This window comes from Klebsiella oxytoca NBRC 105695 (assembly GCF_001598695.1).
GTDB classification, from domain to species: domain Bacteria; phylum Pseudomonadota; class Gammaproteobacteria; order Enterobacterales; family Enterobacteriaceae; genus Klebsiella; species Klebsiella oxytoca.
The window spans coordinates 66,587-85,760 of sequence record NZ_BCZK01000016.1; the positions used below are offsets into that span (position 1 = coordinate 66,587).

21 protein-coding genes are annotated in these 19,174 nt (G+C 55.6%); 5 read left to right on the forward strand and 16 right to left on the reverse strand.

All coding sequences use genetic code 11. The annotated features are described in order from the left end of the window. Window position 1 precedes the first annotated feature (1 nt). Window positions 2-319 carry a hypothetical protein gene (locus tag KO1_RS22640; RefSeq protein WP_004109504.1) on the forward strand — a complete coding sequence of 106 codons (318 nt, stop codon included), beginning with the start codon at window positions 2-4 and terminating at the stop codon, window positions 317-319. Window positions 320-321: 2 nt separating this feature from the next. Here KO1_RS22640 and KO1_RS22645 read toward each other — a convergent pair whose 3' ends face one another. The 4 genes from KO1_RS22645 to tyrB all read right to left on the reverse strand — a co-directional run bounded on the left by KO1_RS22645 (window position 322) and on the right by tyrB (window position 3,340). Beyond that, window positions 322-675: an MmcQ/YjbR family DNA-binding protein gene (locus KO1_RS22645; RefSeq protein WP_004097793.1), complete on the reverse strand. Its 354-nt coding sequence runs from the start codon at window positions 673-675 to the stop codon at window positions 322-324. A gap of 2 nt (window positions 676-677) precedes the next feature. Continuing rightward, complete coding sequence (locus KO1_RS22650; protein ID WP_004109507.1) at window positions 678-1,094, reverse strand: secondary thiamine-phosphate synthase enzyme YjbQ; 417 nt, start codon at window positions 1,092-1,094, stop codon at window positions 678-680. A 142-nt stretch (window positions 1,095-1,236) separates the two neighbouring features. Continuing rightward, window positions 1,237-1,950, reverse strand: a complete 714-nt coding sequence (aphA, locus tag KO1_RS22655) for an acid phosphatase AphA (RefSeq protein ID WP_004109510.1) — start codon at window positions 1,948-1,950, stop codon at window positions 1,237-1,239. A gap of 196 nt (window positions 1,951-2,146) precedes the next feature. Further along, window positions 2,147-3,340: an aromatic amino acid transaminase gene (tyrB, locus tag KO1_RS22660; RefSeq protein ID WP_004109518.1), complete on the reverse strand. Its 1,194-nt coding sequence runs from the start codon at window positions 3,338-3,340 to the stop codon at window positions 2,147-2,149. Window positions 3,341-3,411: 71 nt separating this feature from the next. On the opposite strand from tyrB, the gene KO1_RS22665 reads away from it, so the two are divergent. After that, complete coding sequence (locus tag KO1_RS22665; protein WP_224227098.1) at window positions 3,412-4,143, forward strand: hypothetical protein; 732 nt, start codon at window positions 3,412-3,414, stop codon at window positions 4,141-4,143. A gap of 88 nt (window positions 4,144-4,231) precedes the next feature. On the opposite strand, the gene alr is transcribed toward KO1_RS22665, so the two are convergent. Next, window positions 4,232-5,311: an alanine racemase gene (gene alr, locus KO1_RS22670; RefSeq protein WP_004109522.1), complete on the reverse strand. Its 1,080-nt coding sequence runs from the start codon at window positions 5,309-5,311 to the stop codon at window positions 4,232-4,234. A gap of 145 nt (window positions 5,312-5,456) precedes the next feature. After that, on the reverse strand, window positions 5,457-6,872 hold the full coding sequence (dnaB, locus tag KO1_RS22675; RefSeq protein WP_004097788.1) for a replicative DNA helicase: 1,416 nt from the start codon (window positions 6,870-6,872) through the stop codon (window positions 5,457-5,459). Window positions 6,873-6,933: 61 nt separating this feature from the next. On the opposite strand from dnaB, the gene KO1_RS22680 reads away from it, so the two are divergent. Further along, window positions 6,934-7,917, forward strand: coding sequence for a quinone oxidoreductase (locus KO1_RS22680; protein ID WP_016808433.1), 984 nt, complete (start codon window positions 6,934-6,936; stop codon window positions 7,915-7,917). A 381-nt stretch (window positions 7,918-8,298) separates the two neighbouring features. Here the strand turns inward: KO1_RS22680 and pspG are convergent, their stop codons facing one another. The 3 genes from pspG to KO1_RS22695 all read right to left on the reverse strand — a co-directional run bounded on the left by pspG (window position 8,299) and on the right by KO1_RS22695 (window position 10,273). After that, window positions 8,299-8,541 (reverse strand): envelope stress response protein PspG, encoded by a 243-nt coding sequence (pspG, locus tag KO1_RS22685; RefSeq protein WP_004109526.1) that lies wholly within the window; start codon window positions 8,539-8,541, stop codon window positions 8,299-8,301. Between the two features lie 140 nt (window positions 8,542-8,681). Beyond that, window positions 8,682-9,680: a tRNA dihydrouridine(20/20a) synthase DusA gene (gene dusA / locus KO1_RS22690; RefSeq protein WP_016808434.1), complete on the reverse strand. Its 999-nt coding sequence runs from the start codon at window positions 9,678-9,680 to the stop codon at window positions 8,682-8,684. Between the two features lie 104 nt (window positions 9,681-9,784). Next, the gene (locus KO1_RS22695) at window positions 9,785-10,273 is read right to left on the reverse strand and encodes a cupin domain-containing protein (protein ID WP_004117232.1); all 489 of its coding nucleotides are present in this window, start codon (window positions 10,271-10,273) and stop codon (window positions 9,785-9,787) included. Between the two features lie 204 nt (window positions 10,274-10,477). On the opposite strand from KO1_RS22695, the gene zur reads away from it, so the two are divergent. Beyond that, window positions 10,478-10,993 (forward strand): zinc uptake transcriptional repressor Zur, encoded by a 516-nt coding sequence (gene zur, locus KO1_RS22700; protein WP_004109534.1) that lies wholly within the window; start codon window positions 10,478-10,480, stop codon window positions 10,991-10,993. Window positions 10,994-11,083: 90 nt separating this feature from the next. Here zur and KO1_RS22705 read toward each other — a convergent pair whose 3' ends face one another. From KO1_RS22705 to KO1_RS22720, 4 genes are all read right to left on the reverse strand, one after another. Beyond that, a complete protein-coding gene (locus tag KO1_RS22705; RefSeq protein WP_016808435.1) occupies window positions 11,084-11,293 on the reverse strand; it encodes a CsbD family protein in 210 nt (69 codons plus the stop codon). 136 nt (window positions 11,294-11,429) lie between these two features. Next, window positions 11,430-12,746: an MATE family efflux transporter DinF gene (gene dinF, locus KO1_RS22710; RefSeq protein WP_023320175.1), complete on the reverse strand. Its 1,317-nt coding sequence runs from the start codon at window positions 12,744-12,746 to the stop codon at window positions 11,430-11,432. Window positions 12,747-12,815: 69 nt separating this feature from the next. Next, window positions 12,816-13,424, reverse strand: coding sequence for a transcriptional repressor LexA (gene lexA, locus KO1_RS22715; protein ID WP_004109543.1), 609 nt, complete (start codon window positions 13,422-13,424; stop codon window positions 12,816-12,818). Window positions 13,425-13,546: 122 nt separating this feature from the next. Continuing rightward, a complete protein-coding gene (locus KO1_RS22720; protein WP_023320174.1) occupies window positions 13,547-13,915 on the reverse strand; it encodes a diacylglycerol kinase in 369 nt (122 codons plus the stop codon). A gap of 129 nt (window positions 13,916-14,044) precedes the next feature. On the opposite strand from KO1_RS22720, the gene plsB reads away from it, so the two are divergent. Next, entirely contained in the window at window positions 14,045-16,468 is a 2,424-nt protein-coding gene (gene plsB / locus KO1_RS22725; protein ID WP_004109557.1) for a glycerol-3-phosphate 1-O-acyltransferase PlsB, read from the forward strand. Window positions 16,469-16,571: 103 nt separating this feature from the next. Here plsB and ubiA read toward each other — a convergent pair whose 3' ends face one another. From ubiA to malM, 3 genes are all read right to left on the reverse strand, one after another. Beyond that, entirely contained in the window at window positions 16,572-17,438 is an 867-nt protein-coding gene (gene ubiA, locus KO1_RS22730) for a 4-hydroxybenzoate octaprenyltransferase (protein WP_023320173.1), read from the reverse strand. A 12-nt stretch (window positions 17,439-17,450) separates the two neighbouring features. After that, window positions 17,451-17,948: a chorismate lyase gene (ubiC, locus tag KO1_RS22735; RefSeq protein WP_004117223.1), complete on the reverse strand. Its 498-nt coding sequence runs from the start codon at window positions 17,946-17,948 to the stop codon at window positions 17,451-17,453. Between the two features lie 188 nt (window positions 17,949-18,136). Continuing rightward, complete coding sequence (gene malM / locus KO1_RS22740; RefSeq protein ID WP_004109563.1) at window positions 18,137-19,069, reverse strand: maltose operon protein MalM; 933 nt, start codon at window positions 19,067-19,069, stop codon at window positions 18,137-18,139. Window positions 19,070-19,174 lie beyond the last annotated feature (105 nt).

The following is a 19,174-nucleotide window of genomic DNA, read 5'->3' on the forward strand; positions in this document are numbered from 1 at the left end:
CATGTCCATCATTAAAGAAGTCAGCGCCCAAGTGACCGGCGCAGGCGTGAATACGGCAGAATGGCTACAGCTTATGGAGGCGATAGTAAATGATGAAGACAGCGGCATTCGCGACGCCGGAATGCTCACGCTTCAGGCATTACAGGAGAAAGCGCGCGGCTGGTTAAGTCAGGACGACCTCATTCTGCTCCTCGAAGGGCAGCGCGATATTGCCAGCATTCGCGCCAGCAATGAACAGATCGCCATGCAGACGCACCTGCACTCCACGCTGCTTCGCCTGTTTGATGTGACCCTGCTGGCGCTGCTGGGGAGGATTTAACGCTATGGCAATAGTTTACGCTTAGCCTCGGAAAGAGAATCAAGCGCCTGCTGGTATGAAGCATCCACCAGGTAGTAAATTTGCGAATCAGGCAGGGAGCCATCCAGAAACACCGTACTCCAGTGGGCTTTATTAAGGTGTTTGCTGGGGCGAACATCGCGATGCTGCTGCCTTAGCAGTTCCGCAAGCTCGGGGCTGGTTTTTAACGATACCGCAGGCCGATTGTCCTCCACCTCTTTTACCATCGCAAACAGGACGTCCGCCGCTTTGATCTGCGTCGCTTTCCAGTCGCTATGTACGCTTTGTTCAGCGCCCGGCTTTGCCATGCAGTACTGCAATAAATCCGAAATTGTCATTTTTATTCCCCCATTAGCGTCGCGATGATATGGCGCGATCCGCCGTGAATACGATGCTCCCCTAGCCAGATCCCCTGCCAGGTCCCCAGCCTGACGCGTCCGTCCTGAACGGGCAGCATCAGCGATACGCCCAGCATCGAAGATTTAATGTGCGAGGGCATATCATCAGGACCTTCATAATCGTGTTCATACGGCGCATTATCCGGTACGGCATGCAGAAAATGTTGTTCCATATCGTAGCGGACGGTCGGATCGCAGTTTTCATTTAGCGTCAGGGAAGCAGATGTATGCTGGAGCAGCAAATGCAGCAGGCCAGTTTTAACTCCCGAAAGCTGGGGAATCTGGCTTAAAACCTCATCAGTGACCAGATGAAAGCCCCGAGATTTCGGGCCTAAGGTCAGAGTTTGCTGATGCCACATAAACCGCTCCTTTTACCGATCAACCTTCCTAAGTGTGCAGCAATAAGCGAAAAGGTAAAACCTCCGACGCGCTATTTTGCACAAAAAAACGGCAGCGCGTCGGCTGCCGTTTGAGCTAATGATGTTTACGCCGATGGATGGCTTAATATTCTGAATTCACAATGACCTCTTCGCCCTGAGCGCCCGCCATCGGCAGCGGTTTATAGGAGGAATTCGAGGCTCGCAATATACGGATCCCACGCGCGCCTACCTCTCGGGCGGCGGAGATATCGTTATCCGAATCGCCGTAGAAGACTTTGATCCCTTTCTCCTGTAGCCACTGCGTTTTGGTGTTCTGACCGGGCTTATCGCCAGCAAAAATAACCGGGTTCATATTCGCTGCCGGGATGAGAAAATCATCCTGTAGGGTTTTCGTTACCGTTTCGGTTTTGGTCTGGCTACGTCCGGTCACAAAATAGATGCTATCGCCGCGCTTCACGTGCATCGCAATCAGCTGGCGCGCCACCTCTTTCGGCATGCTGAATTCATCCCAGCCGTTGTTCATTTTTTCCCAGAACTCCGGATTTTTCAGGTAATCATCGCTGCCGGGGGAATAGGTTTTCTGCCCGCGCCAGAAGCCCGGGCTGGAAAACAGGACGGTATCATCAATATCAAAACCGACGGCCATCGGCTGGCGCCCCAACAGGCTATTTTCAATCTGGGCCACGGAAACCCAATGGATCGGCGCCTGTTCGGCGAGTTTCGCCATATTGGTGCCCGTCCACAGCGGCTGCGGTGTGGAAGCGCGAGCAACGACGGAGCTATTTAGCGTGAACAGTAAGCAGACGGCCCCAAAGGCCAGGGTGATCTTGCGCATATTTTTCCCTAAATAATCGAATCGTTATAATTTTCAATAATGTGTACGCTTATTAATGCATCAAGACCTTACCCCCCGCTGGCGCGGATAGGAAGATTTTTCTGCTCTGATGTCATATAAAAAGAGAATGATCACACTTCAGGTAGGGAATTACCCGCGTCATGATTTGACGCGGGCAAAAAAGGTCAGGAAAAACTTATATTACAGCAGCAAATGCCTGCGCGACGCGCCGCACGTTGCCTGAATTCAGCCCGGCTACGCACATACGGCCGCTGGCGATCAGGTAGACACCGAACTCATCGCGCAGGCGGTCAACCTGGGCTGGGCTGAAACCGGTATAGCTAAACATGCCGCGCTGCTTAAGCAGGTAGTCAAAATCACCGCCCGGCACCGTCTCTTTCAGCACATTCACCAGCTCGTGACGCATGGCCAGAATACGGGTACGCATCTCTTCCACTTCCGCCAGCCATGAGGCTTTCAGCTCGCTGTCGCCCAGTACCGCCGCCACGACCTGCGCGCCAAAGTTCGGCGGGCTGGAGTAGTTGCGCCGTACGGTCGCTTTCAATTGCCCCAGTACACGACCCGCGGTTTCTGCATCTTCACAGACGATCGACAGTCCGCCCACGCGTTCACCATACAGGGAGAAGATTTTCGAGAAGGAGTTGCTCACCAGCAGCGGGATCCCGGCGCGCGCAATGGCGCGGATAGCGTAGGCATCCTCTTCCATGCCGGCGCCAAAGCCCTGATAGGCAATATCGAGGAAAGGAATTAAATGACGCGCTTTCAGCACCTCAACGACGTCGTCCCACTGCGCATTGCTGAGATCGGCTCCCGTTGGGTTATGGCAGCACGGATGCAGCAGCACAATATCGCGCTCCGGTAGCGATTTGAGTTTTTCCAGGAACGCCTCAAAACGCACGCCATTGGTTTTATCATCAAACCATGGGTAAGTACTTACTTCGAATCCAGCCCCTTCGAATATCGCGATATGGTTTTCCCACGTCGGATCGCTAACCCACACCTGCGAGCCCGAGAAGTAGCGTTTCAGGAAATCAGCGCCGACTTTCAGGGCGCCGGAGCCGCCCAACGTCTGAATGGAGGCCACGCGATGTTGCGCCAGTACCGGATGATCGGCACCGAACAACAGCGGCGCGATAGCGTGACGGTAGGCGTTCAGTCCTTCCATAGGCAAATAGATTGAGGCGCCGTGCGGCTGAGCATTAAGGCGCGCCTCCGCTTCGGCAACCGCCTGCAGCTGCGGAATAATGCCGTCTTCGTTGTAATAAAGACCGATGCTGAGGTTTACTTTGTCACTACGTGGATCGTCTTTAAAACGCTCCATCAGGGAGAGAATGGGATCGCCAGCGTAGGCGTCAACTTTCTGAAACACGTGATGTTTCTCCAGGTTTACATGAGGCAAGTCATAACACAATAAACTGGATGCGAAAGAAGATCGAGGGGATGTTGACCTTCTTTATTCCCTATAGCATAAAGCCTCATAAACTGGAGCAGCACGACGTAAAAAAGGATAAGGAATTTATGGATAGCCCCCCGATTGCGGACGTTGATTTTACAATGCTCTGGAAGGAAAGCGGTTATACGATGAAAAATTACGTTAAACCCGCCTCTGATAATCGATTTATAACGCCGCAGACAAGGACAAACGCCATGACTCCCGAGATATTACTATTGCGTGGGAAAATCAATCAACTTTCTGAAATTACTGAATATATTGAGTTAGAACTCACAGATAACCCTCAATGGGAAGCGCCGTCTGATACCAGCTATTTAAATGAAAAAGATTGGGCTGATCCCGATATTGTTGACAACGTCAGGGCGATGCAGGCCACCAATAAACTTATCAGTTGGTTTGGTGAGGATAATGAGGGGTACGTGGGACTATGGCGTGGTCCGGATAATATTCCTCTGGAGCAGGCACAGGTGGTACGTCTGGATTCAGAAGGGCAATATGAACTGGTAGCAGACACCATCGCAAACTATCTGGCAATCAGTTGTGACGAAGACGAATTCCCACATATCCGCCAGTTACTCACAACCGCCGGGTTTAGCGTGGCGAATTCAATCGATGAGATTTGGCAACGCATTGATGACTCAATTGTTCAACCTAATGATTATCGTAACCGGCTTTATAACGACGCACGAATCCTACGCGGAGAAGACCCAATAGAATGAAGTGGCAGCCAGCAATTCTACGGAATAAGTCGGGATGGGCTGGTGGACCATGCCCCGGCAACGCTGCCAGGGCAAACGAGAAAGAACGTTAATCCACGTACTTCATCGACACCCGTGAAGTCAGGCGCGTAATAAGTTCGTAAGCACTTACTTTTGTGATTTCGGCAATACGTTCGACGGGTAAACCTTCGCCCCACAGCACGACCGCATCGCCAGCCTTATCCTGCGCTTCAGGCCCAAGATCGACGCAAATCATATCCATCGCCACGCGTCCGACAATCGGCACCTCACGCCCGTTAACCAGCACCGGCGTTCCGGACGGCGCGGCGCGCGGATAGCCATCGCCATAGCCCATCGCCACAACGCCTAAACGCGTATCGCGCTCGCTGATCCAGGTTCCGCCGTAGCCCACCGGCTCGCCGGCTTTATGCTCGCGGACCGCAATCAGGCTGGAGGTCAGGGACATCACCGGCTGGCAGCCAAAATCCGCGCCGGTGGATCCACCGTCGAGCGGCGACACGCCGTAGAGAATAATCCCCGGACGCGCCCAGTCGAAGTGCGACTGCGGCCACAGCAATATACCGCCGGATGCGGCGATAGAACGCAGCCCCGGTTTCCCTTCCGCGAAGGTGGTAAAGATATCCAGCTGACGTTCGGTCGCGCCGCACTCTGGCTCATCCGCACGGGCAAAATGGCTGACGATATTTACCGGCTGACGGACGTTTTTACACTGGCTCAGGCGCTGATAGAAGGCTTCGGCCTGTTCGGGCAGAACGCCTAATCGGTGCATTCCGGTATCCAGCTTCATCCATACGGTGATCGGTTCGGGTAAGTCGGCATCTTCCAGCGCCGCCAGCTGTTCCGGGCTGTGTACCGCAGTATGCAGACGCTGGGCGGAAATAATCGCCAGGTCAGCGGCCTCAAAGAACCCCTCCAGCAGCAGAATCGGCTGGGCGATACCGCCCGCGCGCAGGCGCAGGGCTTCTTCAAGACGGGCGACGCCAAAAGCATCGGCGTCCGGGAGCGTTCGCGCGGTCTCAAGAAGACCGTGTCCGTAGGCGTTCGCTTTCACCACCGCAACCAGTTTGCTGGCAGGCGCCAGTTCACGTAATCGTTGCAGGTTGTGTCGCAGAGCGCGGCGGTTAATGACTACAGTTGCCGCTTGCATTTGAATTCCTTAATAAAAGCATCTCCTAAATCCTTCGTGTTGCAGGAAGGCGACAAGCCTGAGAATCCCCGGGAGCTTAGTAAACTAAGTGACCGGGGTGAACAGGCGTAGTCAACGCATCTGCGGCATGAAGGATGACGGAGATTTATTCGTCGTCGTATTGTGGCCCAGCATAATTATCAAAACGCGACCACTGACCGTTAAACGTCAGGCGCACCGTCCCGATAGGACCGTTACGCTGTTTACCAATAATAATTTCGGCGATGCCTTTTAAGTCACTGTTTTCGTGGTAAACCTCATCACGGTAGATAAACATGATTAAGTCGGCATCCTGCTCAATGGAGCCAGATTCACGCAGGTCGGAGTTCACCGGGCGCTTATCCGCACGCTGTTCCAGGGAGCGGTTAAGCTGCGACAGCGCCACCACCGGCACCTGCAGCTCCTTCGCCAGCGCCTTGAGCGAGCGGGAAATTTCGGCGATTTCCAGCGTACGGTTATCGGAGAGCGACGGCACGCGCATCAGCTGCAGGTAGTCGATCATAATCAGGCCGATGCCGCCGTGCTCGCGGGCGATACGCCGCGCGCGTGAACGCACTTCCGTCGGCGTCAGGCCGGAGGAGTCATCGATATAGATGTTGCGTTTTTCCAGCAGAATCCCCATGGTGCCGGAAATGCGCGCCCAGTCTTCATCATCCAGCTGGCCGGTTCGAATACGGGTCTGGTCAACGCGCGACAGCGAGGCCAGAGAACGCATCATAATCTGCTCCGAGGGCATCTCCAGACTGAAGATGAGGACCGGTTTATCCTGCAACATCGCCGCGTTTTCCACGAGGTTCATCGCAAACGTCGTTTTACCCATCGATGGACGCGCGGCGACAATAATCAGGTCCGACGGCTGAAGACCGGCGGTCTTTTTATTGAGATCGTCATAGCCGGTATTGACCCCGGTGACGCCGTCATGCGGCTGCTGGAAGAGCTGCTCAATTCGCGCCACGGTGGCGTCGAGCACGTCGGCGATATTTTTCGGCCCTTCATCTTTATTCGCGCGGCTTTCGGCGATTTTAAAGACCCGGGATTCGGCGAGGTCGAGCAGATCTTCGCTGGTGCGGCCCTGGGGATCGAAACCGGCTTCGGCGATTTCATTCGCCACCGAGATCATCTCGCGTACCACCGCGCGCTCGCGGACGATATCGGCATAAGCGCTGATGTTCGCCGCGCTTGGCGTATTTTTCGATAATTCCGCCAGGTAGGCGAATCCGCCGACGCTGTCCAGCTGCCCCTGACGCTCCAGCGATTCGGCGAGCGTAATCAGGTCGATCGGGCTGCCCGACTCCTGCAGGCGCGCCATTTCGGTGAAAATATGGCGATGCGGGCGAGTATAGAAATCTTCCGAAACAACGCGCTCGGCAACGTCGTCCCAGCGTTCGTTATCCAGCATTAAACCGCCCAACACCGACTGTTCCGCTTCAATCGAGTGCGGCGGGACCTTTAACCCATCGAGCTGATAATCTCGCTCGCGGGGTTCAGTCTGTGGTTTGTTGAAGGGTTTATTTCCTGCCATAGTGAATGGAGTTACCGAGATAGTGAATGGGTCGAAAGATTACCACATTTCTGGAGGAAGCATGGCAACACGAATTGAATTTCACCAGCACGGAGGGCCTGATGTTCTGCAAGCGGTGGAGTTCACGCCGAAAGATCCCGCAGAGCACGAAATTCAGGTAGAGAACAAGGCCATCGGCATCAACTACATTGATACCTATATCCGCAGCGGCCTCTATCCACCGCCGTCATTGCCGAGCAGCCTCGGCACCGAAGCCGCTGGCGTCGTGAGCAAAGTCGGTAACGGCGTGAAGCATATTAAAGCCGGCGACCGGGTGGTCTACGCGCAATCGGCGCTGGGGGCCTATAGCTCCGTGCATAACGTACCTGCCGATAAGGCCGCTATTTTACCGGACGCCATCTCTTTCGAGCAGGCGGCAGCGTCGTTCCTGAAAGGGCTCACGGTTTATTACCTGCTGCGTAAAACCTATGAGATCAAAGCAGGCGAGCCGTTCCTGTTCCACGCGGCGGCCGGCGGTGTCGGGCTCATCGCCTGTCAGTGGGCCAAAGCGCTGGGCGCTAAGCTGATCGGTACCGTCGGCAGCGCGCAAAAAGCCGAACGCGCTAAACAGGCCGGCGCCTGGCAGATCATTAACTATCGCGAAGAGAATATCGTCGAACGCCTGAAAGCGATCACCGACGGTAAGAAAGTTCAGGTGGTTTATGATTCCGTCGGTAAAGATACCTGGGAAGCGTCTCTTGATTGCCTGCAGCGCCGGGGGCTGATGGTGAGCTTCGGCAACTCTTCGGGCCCGGTGACCGGCGTGAATCTCGGCATTCTCAACCAGAAAGGTTCGCTGTACGTTACCCGCCCGTCGCTGCAGGGCTATATCACTACGCGCGAAGAGCTGACGGAGGCCAGCAACGAGCTGTTCTCGCTGATCGCCAGCGGGGTGATAAAAGTGGATGTTGCGGAGAGTCAGAAATATGCATTGAGCGATGCCCGCCGCGCGCATGAGGTGCTGGAAAGCCGGGCGACGCAGGGCTCGAGTTTGCTGTTGCCATAGTTATGGCTTTTCCCTAAATGAGCCGGGCGACAGGAAGAGGGTAAGTGAATGAATCCCCAGGAGCTGACAACAGTAAGTGACAGGGGTGAATGACAAATCTGTCAGAAACAGATTTGAACGCCGCAAAGCGACGGTCCGTAAGGGCGAGTCTCATGGATGAGACGAGTCACTCAGCAACCAACGCCCCTGCAGCCTGAAGTATGACGGGAGAAGAAGAAAAGTTTAGGGCTTCCCCCTGGGAAGCCCTTACTTTTTTTGTTCGGCTGTATGTAGGGTACAGCTCGATGAATTCGTTAACGCGCTAATAGTGACAGATTTAATAAGCAAAGCCTACGCTGTTTTATGCAAAAATCTTCAGGTTGTGACATACCGCTCAATACCTTAGTAACGCCAGCGGTTATTACCGCGATAACGGTTCCCGGTTGGCGATTTTATCGCCCGAATCACCCACACCACGACTACGGCCAGCAGCAGCCAGGGCAGCAGCTTAATCATTAACGCAAACAAACCACCGACAAACATCAGCGCGGTCGCGACCACAATCGCGGCAATAATTCCCAGCAGTGAAACGCCGGTGACCAACAGCATGACAAAAAAGCCAATAACAAATAAGAGTTCCAGCATCGTCTTTCCCCTAAAGAAATGTAATCTACCTTGCTGGATATTACAAAAATCATGCCAAATATAAGTTATTGAATAAAAACAAAAACGCCCGACATGTCAGGTGCCAGGCGTGGTGAATTTGACCAGATTTTAGCGAAAAACTAACGCTTGTCGGCAACCAGTTTCAGCGCCTGTTCCAGTACGTTGATGTCCGCCCCGGCTTTATGCGCATTTTCGCTCAGATAGCGACGCCACTGGCGCGCGCCGGGAATGCCCTGGAAGAGCCCCAGCATATGACGCGTTACGTGCCCCAGGTAGGTTCCGTTACTCAGTTCGCGTTCGATATAGGGATACATCGCCCGGACCACGGAAACCGGGTCAGCATCGACGCCTTCCACGCCGAAAATCTCCCGATCCACCGAGGCCAGAATACCCGGATTCTGATAGGCCTCACGGCCTACCATCACGCCGTCCATATGCTCAAGATGCTCCTTTGCCTCTTCCAGCGACTTAATACCGCCGTTGATCGCCATGGTCAGATGCGGGAAATCGCGCTTAAGCTGGTAAACGCGTGGATAGTCCAGCGGCGGGATCTCGCGGTTCTCTTTGGGGCTCAGGCCTGAAAGCCAGGCTTTACGCGCGTGGATGATGAACATCTCGCATTCGCCTTTCCCGGATACCGTTTCGATAAAATCGCACAGAAACTCATAGCTGTCCTGGTCGTCAATGCCGATACGGGTTTTTACCGTAACCGGGATCGACACGACGTCGCGCATCGCTTTAATACAGTCAGCCACCAGCTGCGCGTTCCCCATCAGGCAGGCGCCAAACATACCGTTCTGTACGCGATCGGACGGACAGCCGACGTTGAGGTTAATTTCATCATAGCCGCGCGCCTGCGCCAGCTTTGCGCAGTGCGCCAGCGCAGCCGGATCGCTGCCGCCGAGCTGCAGGGCGACCGGATGCTCTTCCTCGCTGTAGGCCAGATAGTCGCCCTTACCGTGAATAATCGCACCAGTGGTCACCATTTCGGTATACAGCAGCGTGTGGCGCGACAGCTGACGCAGAAAATAACGGCAGTGTCTGTCGGTCCAGTCGAGCATGGGCGCGATGGAAAAACGGTGGGCAGCAAAAGCAGTAGGCGTTGATTCTGACATCATGGCGAATAAATAAGCATCCGGGTAAAAAGGGGCGCTACTATAGCACAAAGATAAACCACTGGCGCATAGCGTCGGCGCACCCCCTTTCCATTCCGCAATAAACGCTATCTTTTCCGCGGCTTGCCGTCGTGAGGGCCGAAAAACTGCGGCGGATGGTCAACCCAGCGATCCTGACGCGTAGCGGCATAGCCGGGGTTAAGCGGATAGTAGATACGATTAAATTTCTTGTTTGCCTCACCAACGACTAACAGGCGGACCTCCTGTTCGGTGTTATTGAGGAACGTGTGGCAAATACCGGTTCCGGCAGGAAAACCGACGCTATCCCCCGGCTCCAGCTTCCACAGGTAGCCGTTAATCCACACTTCCGGATAGCCTTCCAGCACGTAGATAAACTCTTCTTCGTCGCTTTCCGCATGTGGATAAGAAGTGCGGCGCCCGGGCGGCAGGCGCTCATGGTGGATCCCCAGGCGATTGAGCCGCAGACCGCGCGCCAGCGGCGCACCGATGGAGAAAAGCTCGGTACTGTCAGGGTAGGTGGAATCATCCGCCCCTTCCAGTTCACGCCAGTGTCGAATGCAATCAGGTCGTTTCATCGTTTTCTCCCGAAAATGAGATGCATCAGGTATAGCATAAGGGGGCAAGCCAGAGCGACCCCAGGAGCGTGACGGCTGGGACGAATTGACGCTGCCAAAGCGTATGTGACGCGAAGTGTGACGGGTATAGTCCGCCGGGTCTCGGCGTTTCATCGGTATCGTGATAAAGTAACAGTTTGAGATTCACGCAACCAGAGGACGCTCATGGATAAGACCACTTCGCAACAAATGCTAGCGCATGCTGAAAAGCTCTGCGCGCAGCGTGGCGTGCGCCTGACCCCGCAGCGCCTCGAAGTATTGCGTTTGATGAGCCTGCAGCAAGGGGCAATCAGCGCCTACGACCTGCTCGATCTCCTTCGTGAAAAAGAGCCCCAGGCTAAACCGCCGACCGTCTATCGGGCGCTGGAGTTTTTACTGGAGCAGGGGTTCGCGCATAAGGTGGAATCGACCAATAGCTACGTGCTCTGCCACCTTTTCGATCAGCCAACCCACAGCTCAGCGATGTTTATTTGCGACCGCTGCGGCGGCGTGAAAGAAGAGTGCGCGGAAGGCGTCGAAGATATAATGCATACGCTGGCGGCAAGAATGGGATTCGCGCTGCGCCACAACGTGATTGAAGCTCACGGCCTCTGCGCTGCCTGCGTCGAGGTCGAATCCTGCAGTACGCCGGGCCACTGCCATCACGACCATACCATCCAGATTAAAAAGAAAGCCCGCTGAGGCGTTAGCCGCAGCGGGAATCAAGGGTAGCAGTACCTCCATGTACCGATCGTGCAGGCAATAACAATGGGTTAAAACACGACGTTTTCGCTACCAGCGGTAGTCGTTTTTGGTTTCCCAATCGGTCACTTCTTTGTCTGCCTGGTCTTTTTCATATCCATAACGTTCCTGGATTTTACCGACCAGCTGGTCACGCTTACCCTCAATGACGGTCATGTCATCATCAGTCAGCTTGCCCCATTTCTCTTTCGCTTTGCCTTTGAACTGTTTCCAGTTACCGCCGATTTCGTCTTTATTCATCATGCATTCCTCATCGTTCGGTTATCGTTCGGTGAATGAACAGCCCGCTGTGTTTCGGACATGACTTAACTATAGATGAGTATTCTGAGTAAGATTTATTATTCGGAATCTTTAACCATCAGATGTACTAAATGCATTACGAAAACCAGGTTCCGCGCCGCCAGTGCCGCCGCCAGATCGCTGCCAGGGAAACGCCGCGCAGAGCGAGAAATACCGTCAGCGCCAGCCACAGTCCATGGTTACCGAGCGTGGGTACCGTCAATAGCGTCAGGGCAAACCCCGCCGCCGCCACCGCCATGCTGTTACGCATCTCCGCACCGCGCGTCGCACCGATAAACATGCCGTCCAGCAGGTAGCACCAGACGCCAATGACCGGCAGAATCATCTGCCAGACCAGATAGCGGTCGGCCAGCTGCTGCAGGGAAGGCAGCGAGGTCAACAACGCAATAATCTGTTCGCCGGCAAGTCCGTAAATCAGCGCAAACGCCAGCGCCACTATCCCTGACTGGCGGCAAGCCGCATGCCAGACAGCCAGCAGCCGGCTATCGTCGCGCGCGCCGTAGGCCTGCCCGGAGTGCGCCTCAACGGCGTAGGCAAAACCGTCCAGCGCGTAGGCGGTAAAGGTCAGCATCGTCATGAGAACCGCATTGACCGCGACGACATCGGCGCCGAGGCGAGCGCCAAATACCGTTACCGCACCGAAGCAAAGCTGTAGCAGCAGCGAACGCAGCATGATGTCGCGATTCAGCGCCAGCAGGCGACGTATATCGCCGCGCCAGGCGTTTTTTAGCATTAACAGGGAAACGCCGCGCAGCGCCAGCACGCGCCTTGCCATCAGCAGGCCGATAAAGAAAGTGGCGTATTCTGCCGTGACCGTTGCCAGCGCCGCCCCCTGCACGTTCATATGCAGACCCATCACCAGCCATACATCGAGCATAATGTTAAGAACATTGCCGACCACCAGCAGGATCACCGGCGCTCTGGCGTACTGCACGCCCAGCAGCCAGCCCAGCAGGACCAGGTTCGCCAGCGATGCCGGCGCGCTTAGCCAGCGGATCTCAAGGAAGCGTCTGGCCTGTTCGAGCACGGCTTCGCTGCCGCCGACGATGTGCAGCGCCAGGTCGATCAACGGCATCCGCAAGAGCACAATGGCCGCCCCGGCGGCCAGCGCCAGGCACAGCGGCTGCACCAGCGCACGCGCCAGACGCTGCGGATCTTTAGCGCCGTACGCCTGGGCCGTCAGCCCAGTGGTACTCATTCGCAGGAACAACAGCAGCATAAAGAGGAAACTGGTTGCCGTTGCGCCAACCGCCACGCCCCCCAGATAAACCGGGCTATCGAGATGACCAATAACGGCGGTGTCCACCAGCCCGAGCAGCGGAACGGTGATATTGGAGAAGATCATGGGCAGCGCTAAGCGCCACAGGGCTTTGTCGGCGGCGTTAAAAAACATGGAGAGAGTGCCAAAAAGAGGAAAAACGACGCAGCATCATGCATCAGATGATGCCGCGAGAGGAAGAGTTTACTGCCAGTTGCCGTTGCGAATAACGCCGACGGCCAGGCCTTCAATGGTGAAACTTTGTTGACGAAGATCCACCACGATTGGCGAAAATTCGCTGTTTTCCGGCAGCAGTTCGACGACGTTACCCTGCTTTTTCAGGCGCTTTACGGTCACTTCTTCGTCAATACGCGCCACAACTACCTGACCGTTACGCACATCCTGAGTTTTATGGACTGCCAGCAGGTCGCCATCAAGAATGCCGATGTCTTTCATCGACATACCACTGACGCGCAGCAGAAAATCGGCATTCGGTTTAAACATGGCCGGATCGACCTGATAGTGGCCTTCAATATGCTGCTGGGCCAGCAGCGGTTCCCCTGCTGCTACGCGGCCAATAAGCGGCAGGCCCGTTTCTTCTTCCGTCAGCAGACGAATACCGCGGGAGGCGCCGGAAACGATTTCGATTGCGCCTTTACGCGCCAGCGCTTTCAGGTGCTCTTCCGCCGCGTTTGGGGAACGGAACCCCAAGCGCTGAGCAATCTCCGCACGCGTCGGCGGCATGCCCGTCTGGCTGATATGATCCCGAATGAGATCAAACACCTCTTGCTGCCTGGTCGTTAACGCTTTCATTCCGCCCCCTGGGTGTATATACAGTTATGCTGTGAGTATATACAGCTAACGGTGATTTTGGAACCACATTTCACACAAAAATCAGGAGTTTCTTTTCGTTTTGCGAGCCGCTACGACAGGAGTTAGCGGTAATTTGCCCATAAAAGGGTTCCCCAGGTGATCAGCGCGATGACAATCGCCAGCAAAACCGCCGCAGAGCCCATGTCTTTCGCGCGCCCGGAAAGCTCATGATGCTCAGAGCCGATACGGTCCACGACCGCTTCAATCGCGCTGTTGATAATTTCAACTATCATCACTATCAGGACCGAGCCAATTAACAGCACCCGGGTAATGGCATCGACGTCTAACCAGCAGGCAATCACCACGGCAATGATGGCCGCGATGCCTTCCTGACGAAATGCGGCCTCGTTGACCCATGCCGCCCGGAATCCTTTCCAGGAATACCCTGCCGCTTTAATAATTCGGGTTAACCCAGTGGTATTATTGGCCATCAAACAAACCTTTTTATGTAAATGACGTCAATGAGTGTACGCGTTTGCCGCGTTACAACGGAAATTTTGCGCACTTTCTGTTATTCTTGCGGCGCATTTGCATGATTAACCAGAGGCTTCACATCGTCTATGTCTGGCTGGCAACGAATTTACTATAAATTACTGAATTTACCATTAAGGGCGCTGGTAAAAAGCAAGTCGATTCCGGCACAACCTGCTCAGGAGTTAGGCCTGGATACCTCGCGGCCCATTATGTACGTCCTGCCCTACAATTCGAAGGCGGACCTGCTGACGCTGCGCGCGCAATGTCTGGAGCATGAGTTACCGGACCCGCTGGAGCCGCTGGAGATCGACGGCGCCCTGCTTCCGCGCTACGTATTTATCCACGGCGGACCGCGCGTATTCACCTATTACACGCCGAAAGAAGAGTCTATCAAGCTCTTTCACGACTATCTGGATTTGCACCGTAATCATCCCGATCTTGATGTGCAAATGGTGCCGGTTTCAGTGATGTTCGGTCGCGCGCCGGGGCGTGAAAAAGGCGAGGTTAACCCGCCTCTGCGCATGCTCAACGGCATTCAGAAATTCTTCGCCGTTCTGTGGCTGGGCCGCGACAGCTTTGTGCGTTTCTCGCCTTCGGTCTCGCTGCGTAAAATGGCGGACGAACACGGCACCGATAAAACTATCGCTCAGAAGCTGGCCCGCGTGGCGCGTATGCACTTCGCCCGTCAGCGTCTGGCGGCGGTCGGTCCGCGCCTGCCTGCGCGCCAGGATCTGTTCAATAAACTGCTGGCGTCGAAAGCCATTGCCCGTGCGGTAGAAGACGAAGCGCGCAGCAAGAAAATTTCTCATGAAAAGGCGCAGCAAAACGCTATCGCCCTGATGGAAGAGATCGCCGCGAACTTCTCCTACGAGATGATTCGCCTGACAGACCGCGTGCTGGGCTTTACCTGGAACCGTCTGTATCAGGGCATTAACGTGCATAACGCCGAGCGCGTGCGCCAGCTGGCGCACGAAGGCCACGAGATCGTTTATGTCCCGTGCCACCGCAGCCATATGGATTATCTGCTGCTCTCGTACGTGATTTATCATCAGGGCCTGGTTCCGCCGCATATCGCCGCCGGTATCAACCTGAACTTCTGGCCTGCCGGGCCGATTTTCCGTCGCGGCGGCGCTTTCTTCATTCGCCGTACGTTCAAAGGCAATAAGCTCTATTCGACGGTATTCCGCGAATACCTCGGCGAGCTGTTCAGCCGCGGCTACTCCGTCGAATACTTCGTTGAGGGCGGCCGCTCTCGTACCGGACGCCTGCTGGATCCGAAAACCGGTACCCTGTCGATGACCATTCAGGCGATGCTGCGCGGCGGTAATCGTCCCATCACCCTGGTGCCGATCTACATCGGCTACGAGCACGTGATGGAGGTTGGTACCTACGCTAAAGAGCTGCGCGGAGCGACAAAAGAGAAAGAGAACCTGCCGCAGATGCTGCGCGGCTTAAGCAAGCTGCGTAATCTCGGCCAGGGCTACGTTAACTTCGGCGAACCGCTGCCGCTGATGGCCTACCTGAATCAACATGTGCCGGACTGGCGCGAGTCGATCGATCCTATCGAAGCCGTTCGCCCCTCCTGGCTGACGCCGACGGTAAATAACATCGCCTCAGACCTGATGGTACGCATTAACAATGCCGGTGCGGCAAACGCCATGAACCTGTGCTGTACGGCGCTGCTGGCATCGCGTCAGCGTTCCCTGACCCGCGAGCAGCTTACCGAACAGCTGGAGTGCTACCTCGCCCTGCTGCGCAACGTGCCGTACTCTGCGGACGCGACCACGCCTACGGCGTCTGCCAGCGAGCTTATCGACCACGCGCTGCAGATGAACAAGTTCGAAGTCGAGAAAGACACGATCGGCGATATCATCATTCTGCCGCGCGAGCAGGCCGTCCTGATGACCTATTACCGCAACAACATCGCCCATATGCTGGTGATGCCGTCACTGTTAGCCGCCATCGTCACTCAGCATCGTCGTATTACCCGCAGCGAAATATTGCGTCACGTCGAGATGTTCTATCCGTTCCTCAAGGCCGAGCTGTTCCTGCGCTGGGAAAAAGCGGAGCTGGCGGGCGTCGTCGATGCGCTGATTGCCGAGATGCAGCGTCAGGGGCTTATCGCCGTGAATGACGATGAGGTGAGCGTCAATCCGTCTCATGCCCGTTCCCTGCAGCTGCTGGCCGCAGGCGCGCGCGAAACGCTGCAGCGCTACGCCATCACCTTCTGGCTGCTGAGCGCTAACCCGTCAATCAACCGCAGTTCGCTGGAGAAAGAGAGCCGCACCGTGGCGCAGCGCCTGTCCGTTCTGCACGGTATCAATGCGCCGGAGTTCTTCGATAAGGCGGTATTCAGCACGCTGGTGCTGACCCTGCGCGACGAAGGCTATATCAGCGATACCGGAGATGCCGAGCCGGAAGAGACGTTGAAGATCTACCGTATGCTGGCGGATCTGATTACTTCTGATGTGCGTTTGACGATTGAAAGCGTTACCCAGGATGAAGCGTAACGTTTAAAGCGATATCCCGGCTTGCGCCGGGCTACCAGACCCTGCGGTTTAGTAGCCCGGCTAAAGCTTTTACGGCGCCAGCCGGGGAACCCCGCCACATTTACTACATATACCCCATCGCCAGGCCGAGAAACAGTACCAGCCCCACGTAGTTATTATTCATAAATGCCTTAAAGCAGCTATCGCGTTCGCGTTTAAATATCAGCTTTTGCTGCCAGACAAACAGCGCCGCGGCGATAAACAACGACCAGTAATATTCCCAGCCCAGCCCGCTCAGCCAGCCTACTGCCGCCATCAGACCCAGTACCGCCACCTGTAAAATACCGATGATTAAGCGATCGTTGTCGCCAAACAGAATCGCCGTCGATTTGATACCGATTTTGACGTCATCATCACGATCGACCATCGCATACTGGGTATCGTAGGCCACCGCCCACAGGATGTTGGCGAGGAACATCAGCCAGCAGCTGAGCGGCAGCGATTCGCTTACCGCCGAAAAGGCCATCGGGATCGACCAGCCAAATGCCGCGCCCAGCACCACCTGCGGCAAGTGGGTGTAGCGTTTCATAAATGGATAGACCCATGCCAGCGCCAGCGCCGCTATCGACAGCAGAATGGTCATGGTGTTCAGGGTCAGCACCAGCAGGAAAGAAAGCAGCACCAGCACGACAAACAGCGTTCGCGCCTCCTTTTCGCTGACGTCGCCGCTCGGCAGCGGACGACGGGCCGTCCGTTTAACGTGGCCGTCAAATTTACGATCGGCATAATCATTGACCACGCAGCCTGCGGCGCGCATTAACCAGACGCCGGCAACAAACACGGCGAGGATCCACAGCGGCGGTATCCCCGGCGTGGCCACCCACAGCGCCCACAGCGTCGGCCACAGCAGCAGCAGCGCGCCGATCGGTTTGTCAGTACGCATCAGGCGGTGAAACGCCAACAGCTTGTTCTGCGTCAGACTCCACTCCATTTCATTTTCCTCTCAATACAACGGCGATGCAGGCAAAAACAGCTCCGTCAGCAGCAGCGGTTTGCCGCTCAACCGGAGGCGGGAACGACGCCCCCAAAGCTCTGCATTACGACCAATTTCAATAAAATCGCGGGTTAGCGTCGATGACGTGAAGAGATAGCGGCCCAGCGGCGTTTGTCCCAGCTGTTGCAGCGCCAGTTCGGGGCCGCTCAGCGTCGACTCCGGCACGATAGTTCGGCCAGCAAGCCAGGGTTCGCCATTAGCGCAAAGGATAATTTCCCGCAGCCAGTAGCGGGATTCGACGGGTAACAGAGGCGCTTCATCTGCCAGCGCTTCGCGTCCAACAAAACCTTCGTTAACCATGATGACGCTAACTCGCTTCCCCTGTTGCTCAAAGCGTTTGGTCATTGAGTCTTCCAGCAATAGCCAGTCGCGCAGATGCGCGTGCAGCGGGGGCATTGCGGCAAAATAACGCAGCGCACGCAGTTGCGTAAGCGCAGGATGTGGCATGCCTGAATCTCCGGTACAAAACGTAAAGGTATTGTATCGCAGAATGGGGCATCGGGGGCGGGCAAACGTCAATATACGATCATCCGCGCAACAGCCCTGCAACAGAAGCTGCCGCGCGATAAAAAAAAGTGCGCCCTGACGGACGCACCTAAAGGCTGTGCCTAAACATCAGCATTGTGGGGAGACGGTCACCCCTTGCCTTTTACACTGCTGATAAAGGTGGAACGAGCAGATTTCGAACCAAGACGTTCAGCTTCGTTCATCAATTTCAGAGCCTTGTCGATATCGCCTTTCGCAACCGCCTGCTTAATGCCGTTATTGAAGTAAGTTTCGGTATCATCAAGCATCGGTTCGGTTTTCGCCGCTGGAGCCGGGGCCGGGGCGGCGACCGGCGCGCTATAGGCAGGAGCAGCGGTATTACCGACGGTAACAGGCCCCGGACCAGACGAACCGAACAGCGGGCCAACCAGCACGCTGGAGCCGGTAGAGGTTTTTACCTTCAGGCTGATGGTACCGTCGGTGACGTGTTTCGCGATGGGATCCGGAATATCCGGCACCGCATTGCCGGTGCCTTTGGCATATGCCTTCGCCGGATCGATTAATTTAGTGGTCTGCTGTAAATCCTGCGGCGTGGTAAAGACCAGCACATAAATTTTCTGCTGTCCCAGCGCCGGAGTCAGGCGCATTACACCCTCCAGACGATCTGAGCTCATCACGCCCGGTTCAAGATAAGTAAAGTAGCTGCTGGGGAAGAATGCAGATGGCGTCATATTCTGATCAAGAATCAGCACGTTCGGTGCATATACCGCAGCTTGTTTTTCCACTTCGCTGGTTAACGTAATATTGAGCTCGCCAATATTCGCCGGAACGCTGTATGCGGCGACCGGACCACTGATTCCGGGGACATTGAGCGTCTGCCCGGCCACGGCGAGCTTTGTGGTTTGCGTTTTGGATTGGTCGACTGGAGTCCAGGTGAGCTGCTGCAACGCGGAGGCCGGAATCGACGGCGCGGCAGAGGTGTTCTGCGGCACGAAATTAACATCAGCAAAACTGACTGCGGGTACGCAGGCCATCAGGCCGACGGACAGGCAGAGGGCAACGAGACTTTTCTTCATTTTCATTGTTATCACCTCAATTCCGATGGCCGAGCGGTAGCCAGGCAATAGCGCGCTGGGCCTAAGATAGAGGGGCTTGCGCCCCTCTTTTAGTTACGAACGGTCAGGCTC

What these genes read in the sequence shown, in the direction of transcription:
- KO1_RS22650 (WP_004109507.1), bottom strand. Translation starts at nt 1,094, where the DNA reads ATGTGGCATCAGCAAACTCTGACCTTAGGCCCGAAATCTCGGGGCTTT.
- dnaB (WP_004097788.1), bottom strand. Translation starts at nt 6,872, where the DNA reads ATGGCAGGAAATAAACCCTTCAACAAACCACAGACTGAACCCCGCGAG.
- dusA (WP_016808434.1), bottom strand. Translation starts at nt 9,680, where the DNA reads ATGATGTCAGAATCAACGCCTACTGCTTTTGCTGCCCACCGTTTTTCC.
- zur (WP_004109534.1), top strand. Translation starts at nt 10,478, where the DNA reads ATGGATAAGACCACTTCGCAACAAATGCTAGCGCATGCTGAAAAGCTC.
- plsB (WP_004109557.1), top strand. Translation starts at nt 14,045, where the DNA reads ATGTCTGGCTGGCAACGAATTTACTATAAATTACTGAATTTACCATTA.
- KO1_RS22640 (WP_004109504.1), top strand. Translation starts at nt 2, where the DNA reads ATGTCCATCATTAAAGAAGTCAGCGCCCAAGTGACCGGCGCAGGCGTG.
- KO1_RS22645 (WP_004097793.1), bottom strand. Translation starts at nt 675, where the DNA reads ATGACAATTTCGGATTTATTGCAGTACTGCATGGCAAAGCCGGGCGCT.
- ubiA (WP_023320173.1), bottom strand. Translation starts at nt 17,438, where the DNA reads ATGGAGTGGAGTCTGACGCAGAACAAGCTGTTGGCGTTTCACCGCCTG.
- KO1_RS22720 (WP_023320174.1), bottom strand. Translation starts at nt 13,915, where the DNA reads ATGGCCAATAATACCACTGGGTTAACCCGAATTATTAAAGCGGCAGGG.
- KO1_RS22705 (WP_016808435.1), bottom strand. Translation starts at nt 11,293, where the DNA reads ATGAATAAAGACGAAATCGGCGGTAACTGGAAACAGTTCAAAGGCAAA.
- malM (WP_004109563.1), bottom strand. Translation starts at nt 19,069, where the DNA reads ATGAAAATGAAGAAAAGTCTCGTTGCCCTCTGCCTGTCCGTCGGCCTG.
- dinF (WP_023320175.1), bottom strand. Translation starts at nt 12,746, where the DNA reads ATGTTTTTTAACGCCGCCGACAAAGCCCTGTGGCGCTTAGCGCTGCCC.
- KO1_RS22665 (WP_224227098.1), top strand. Translation starts at nt 3,412, where the DNA reads ATGTTGACCTTCTTTATTCCCTATAGCATAAAGCCTCATAAACTGGAG.
- alr (WP_004109522.1), bottom strand. Translation starts at nt 5,311, where the DNA reads ATGCAAGCGGCAACTGTAGTCATTAACCGCCGCGCTCTGCGACACAAC.
- KO1_RS22695 (WP_004117232.1), bottom strand. Translation starts at nt 10,273, where the DNA reads ATGAAACGACCTGATTGCATTCGACACTGGCGTGAACTGGAAGGGGCG.
- lexA (WP_004109543.1), bottom strand. Translation starts at nt 13,424, where the DNA reads ATGAAAGCGTTAACGACCAGGCAGCAAGAGGTGTTTGATCTCATTCGG.
- aphA (WP_004109510.1), bottom strand. Translation starts at nt 1,950, where the DNA reads ATGCGCAAGATCACCCTGGCCTTTGGGGCCGTCTGCTTACTGTTCACG.
- pspG (WP_004109526.1), bottom strand. Translation starts at nt 8,541, where the DNA reads ATGCTGGAACTCTTATTTGTTATTGGCTTTTTTGTCATGCTGTTGGTC.
- KO1_RS22680 (WP_016808433.1), top strand. Translation starts at nt 6,934, where the DNA reads ATGGCAACACGAATTGAATTTCACCAGCACGGAGGGCCTGATGTTCTG.
- ubiC (WP_004117223.1), bottom strand. Translation starts at nt 17,948, where the DNA reads ATGCCACATCCTGCGCTTACGCAACTGCGTGCGCTGCGTTATTTTGCC.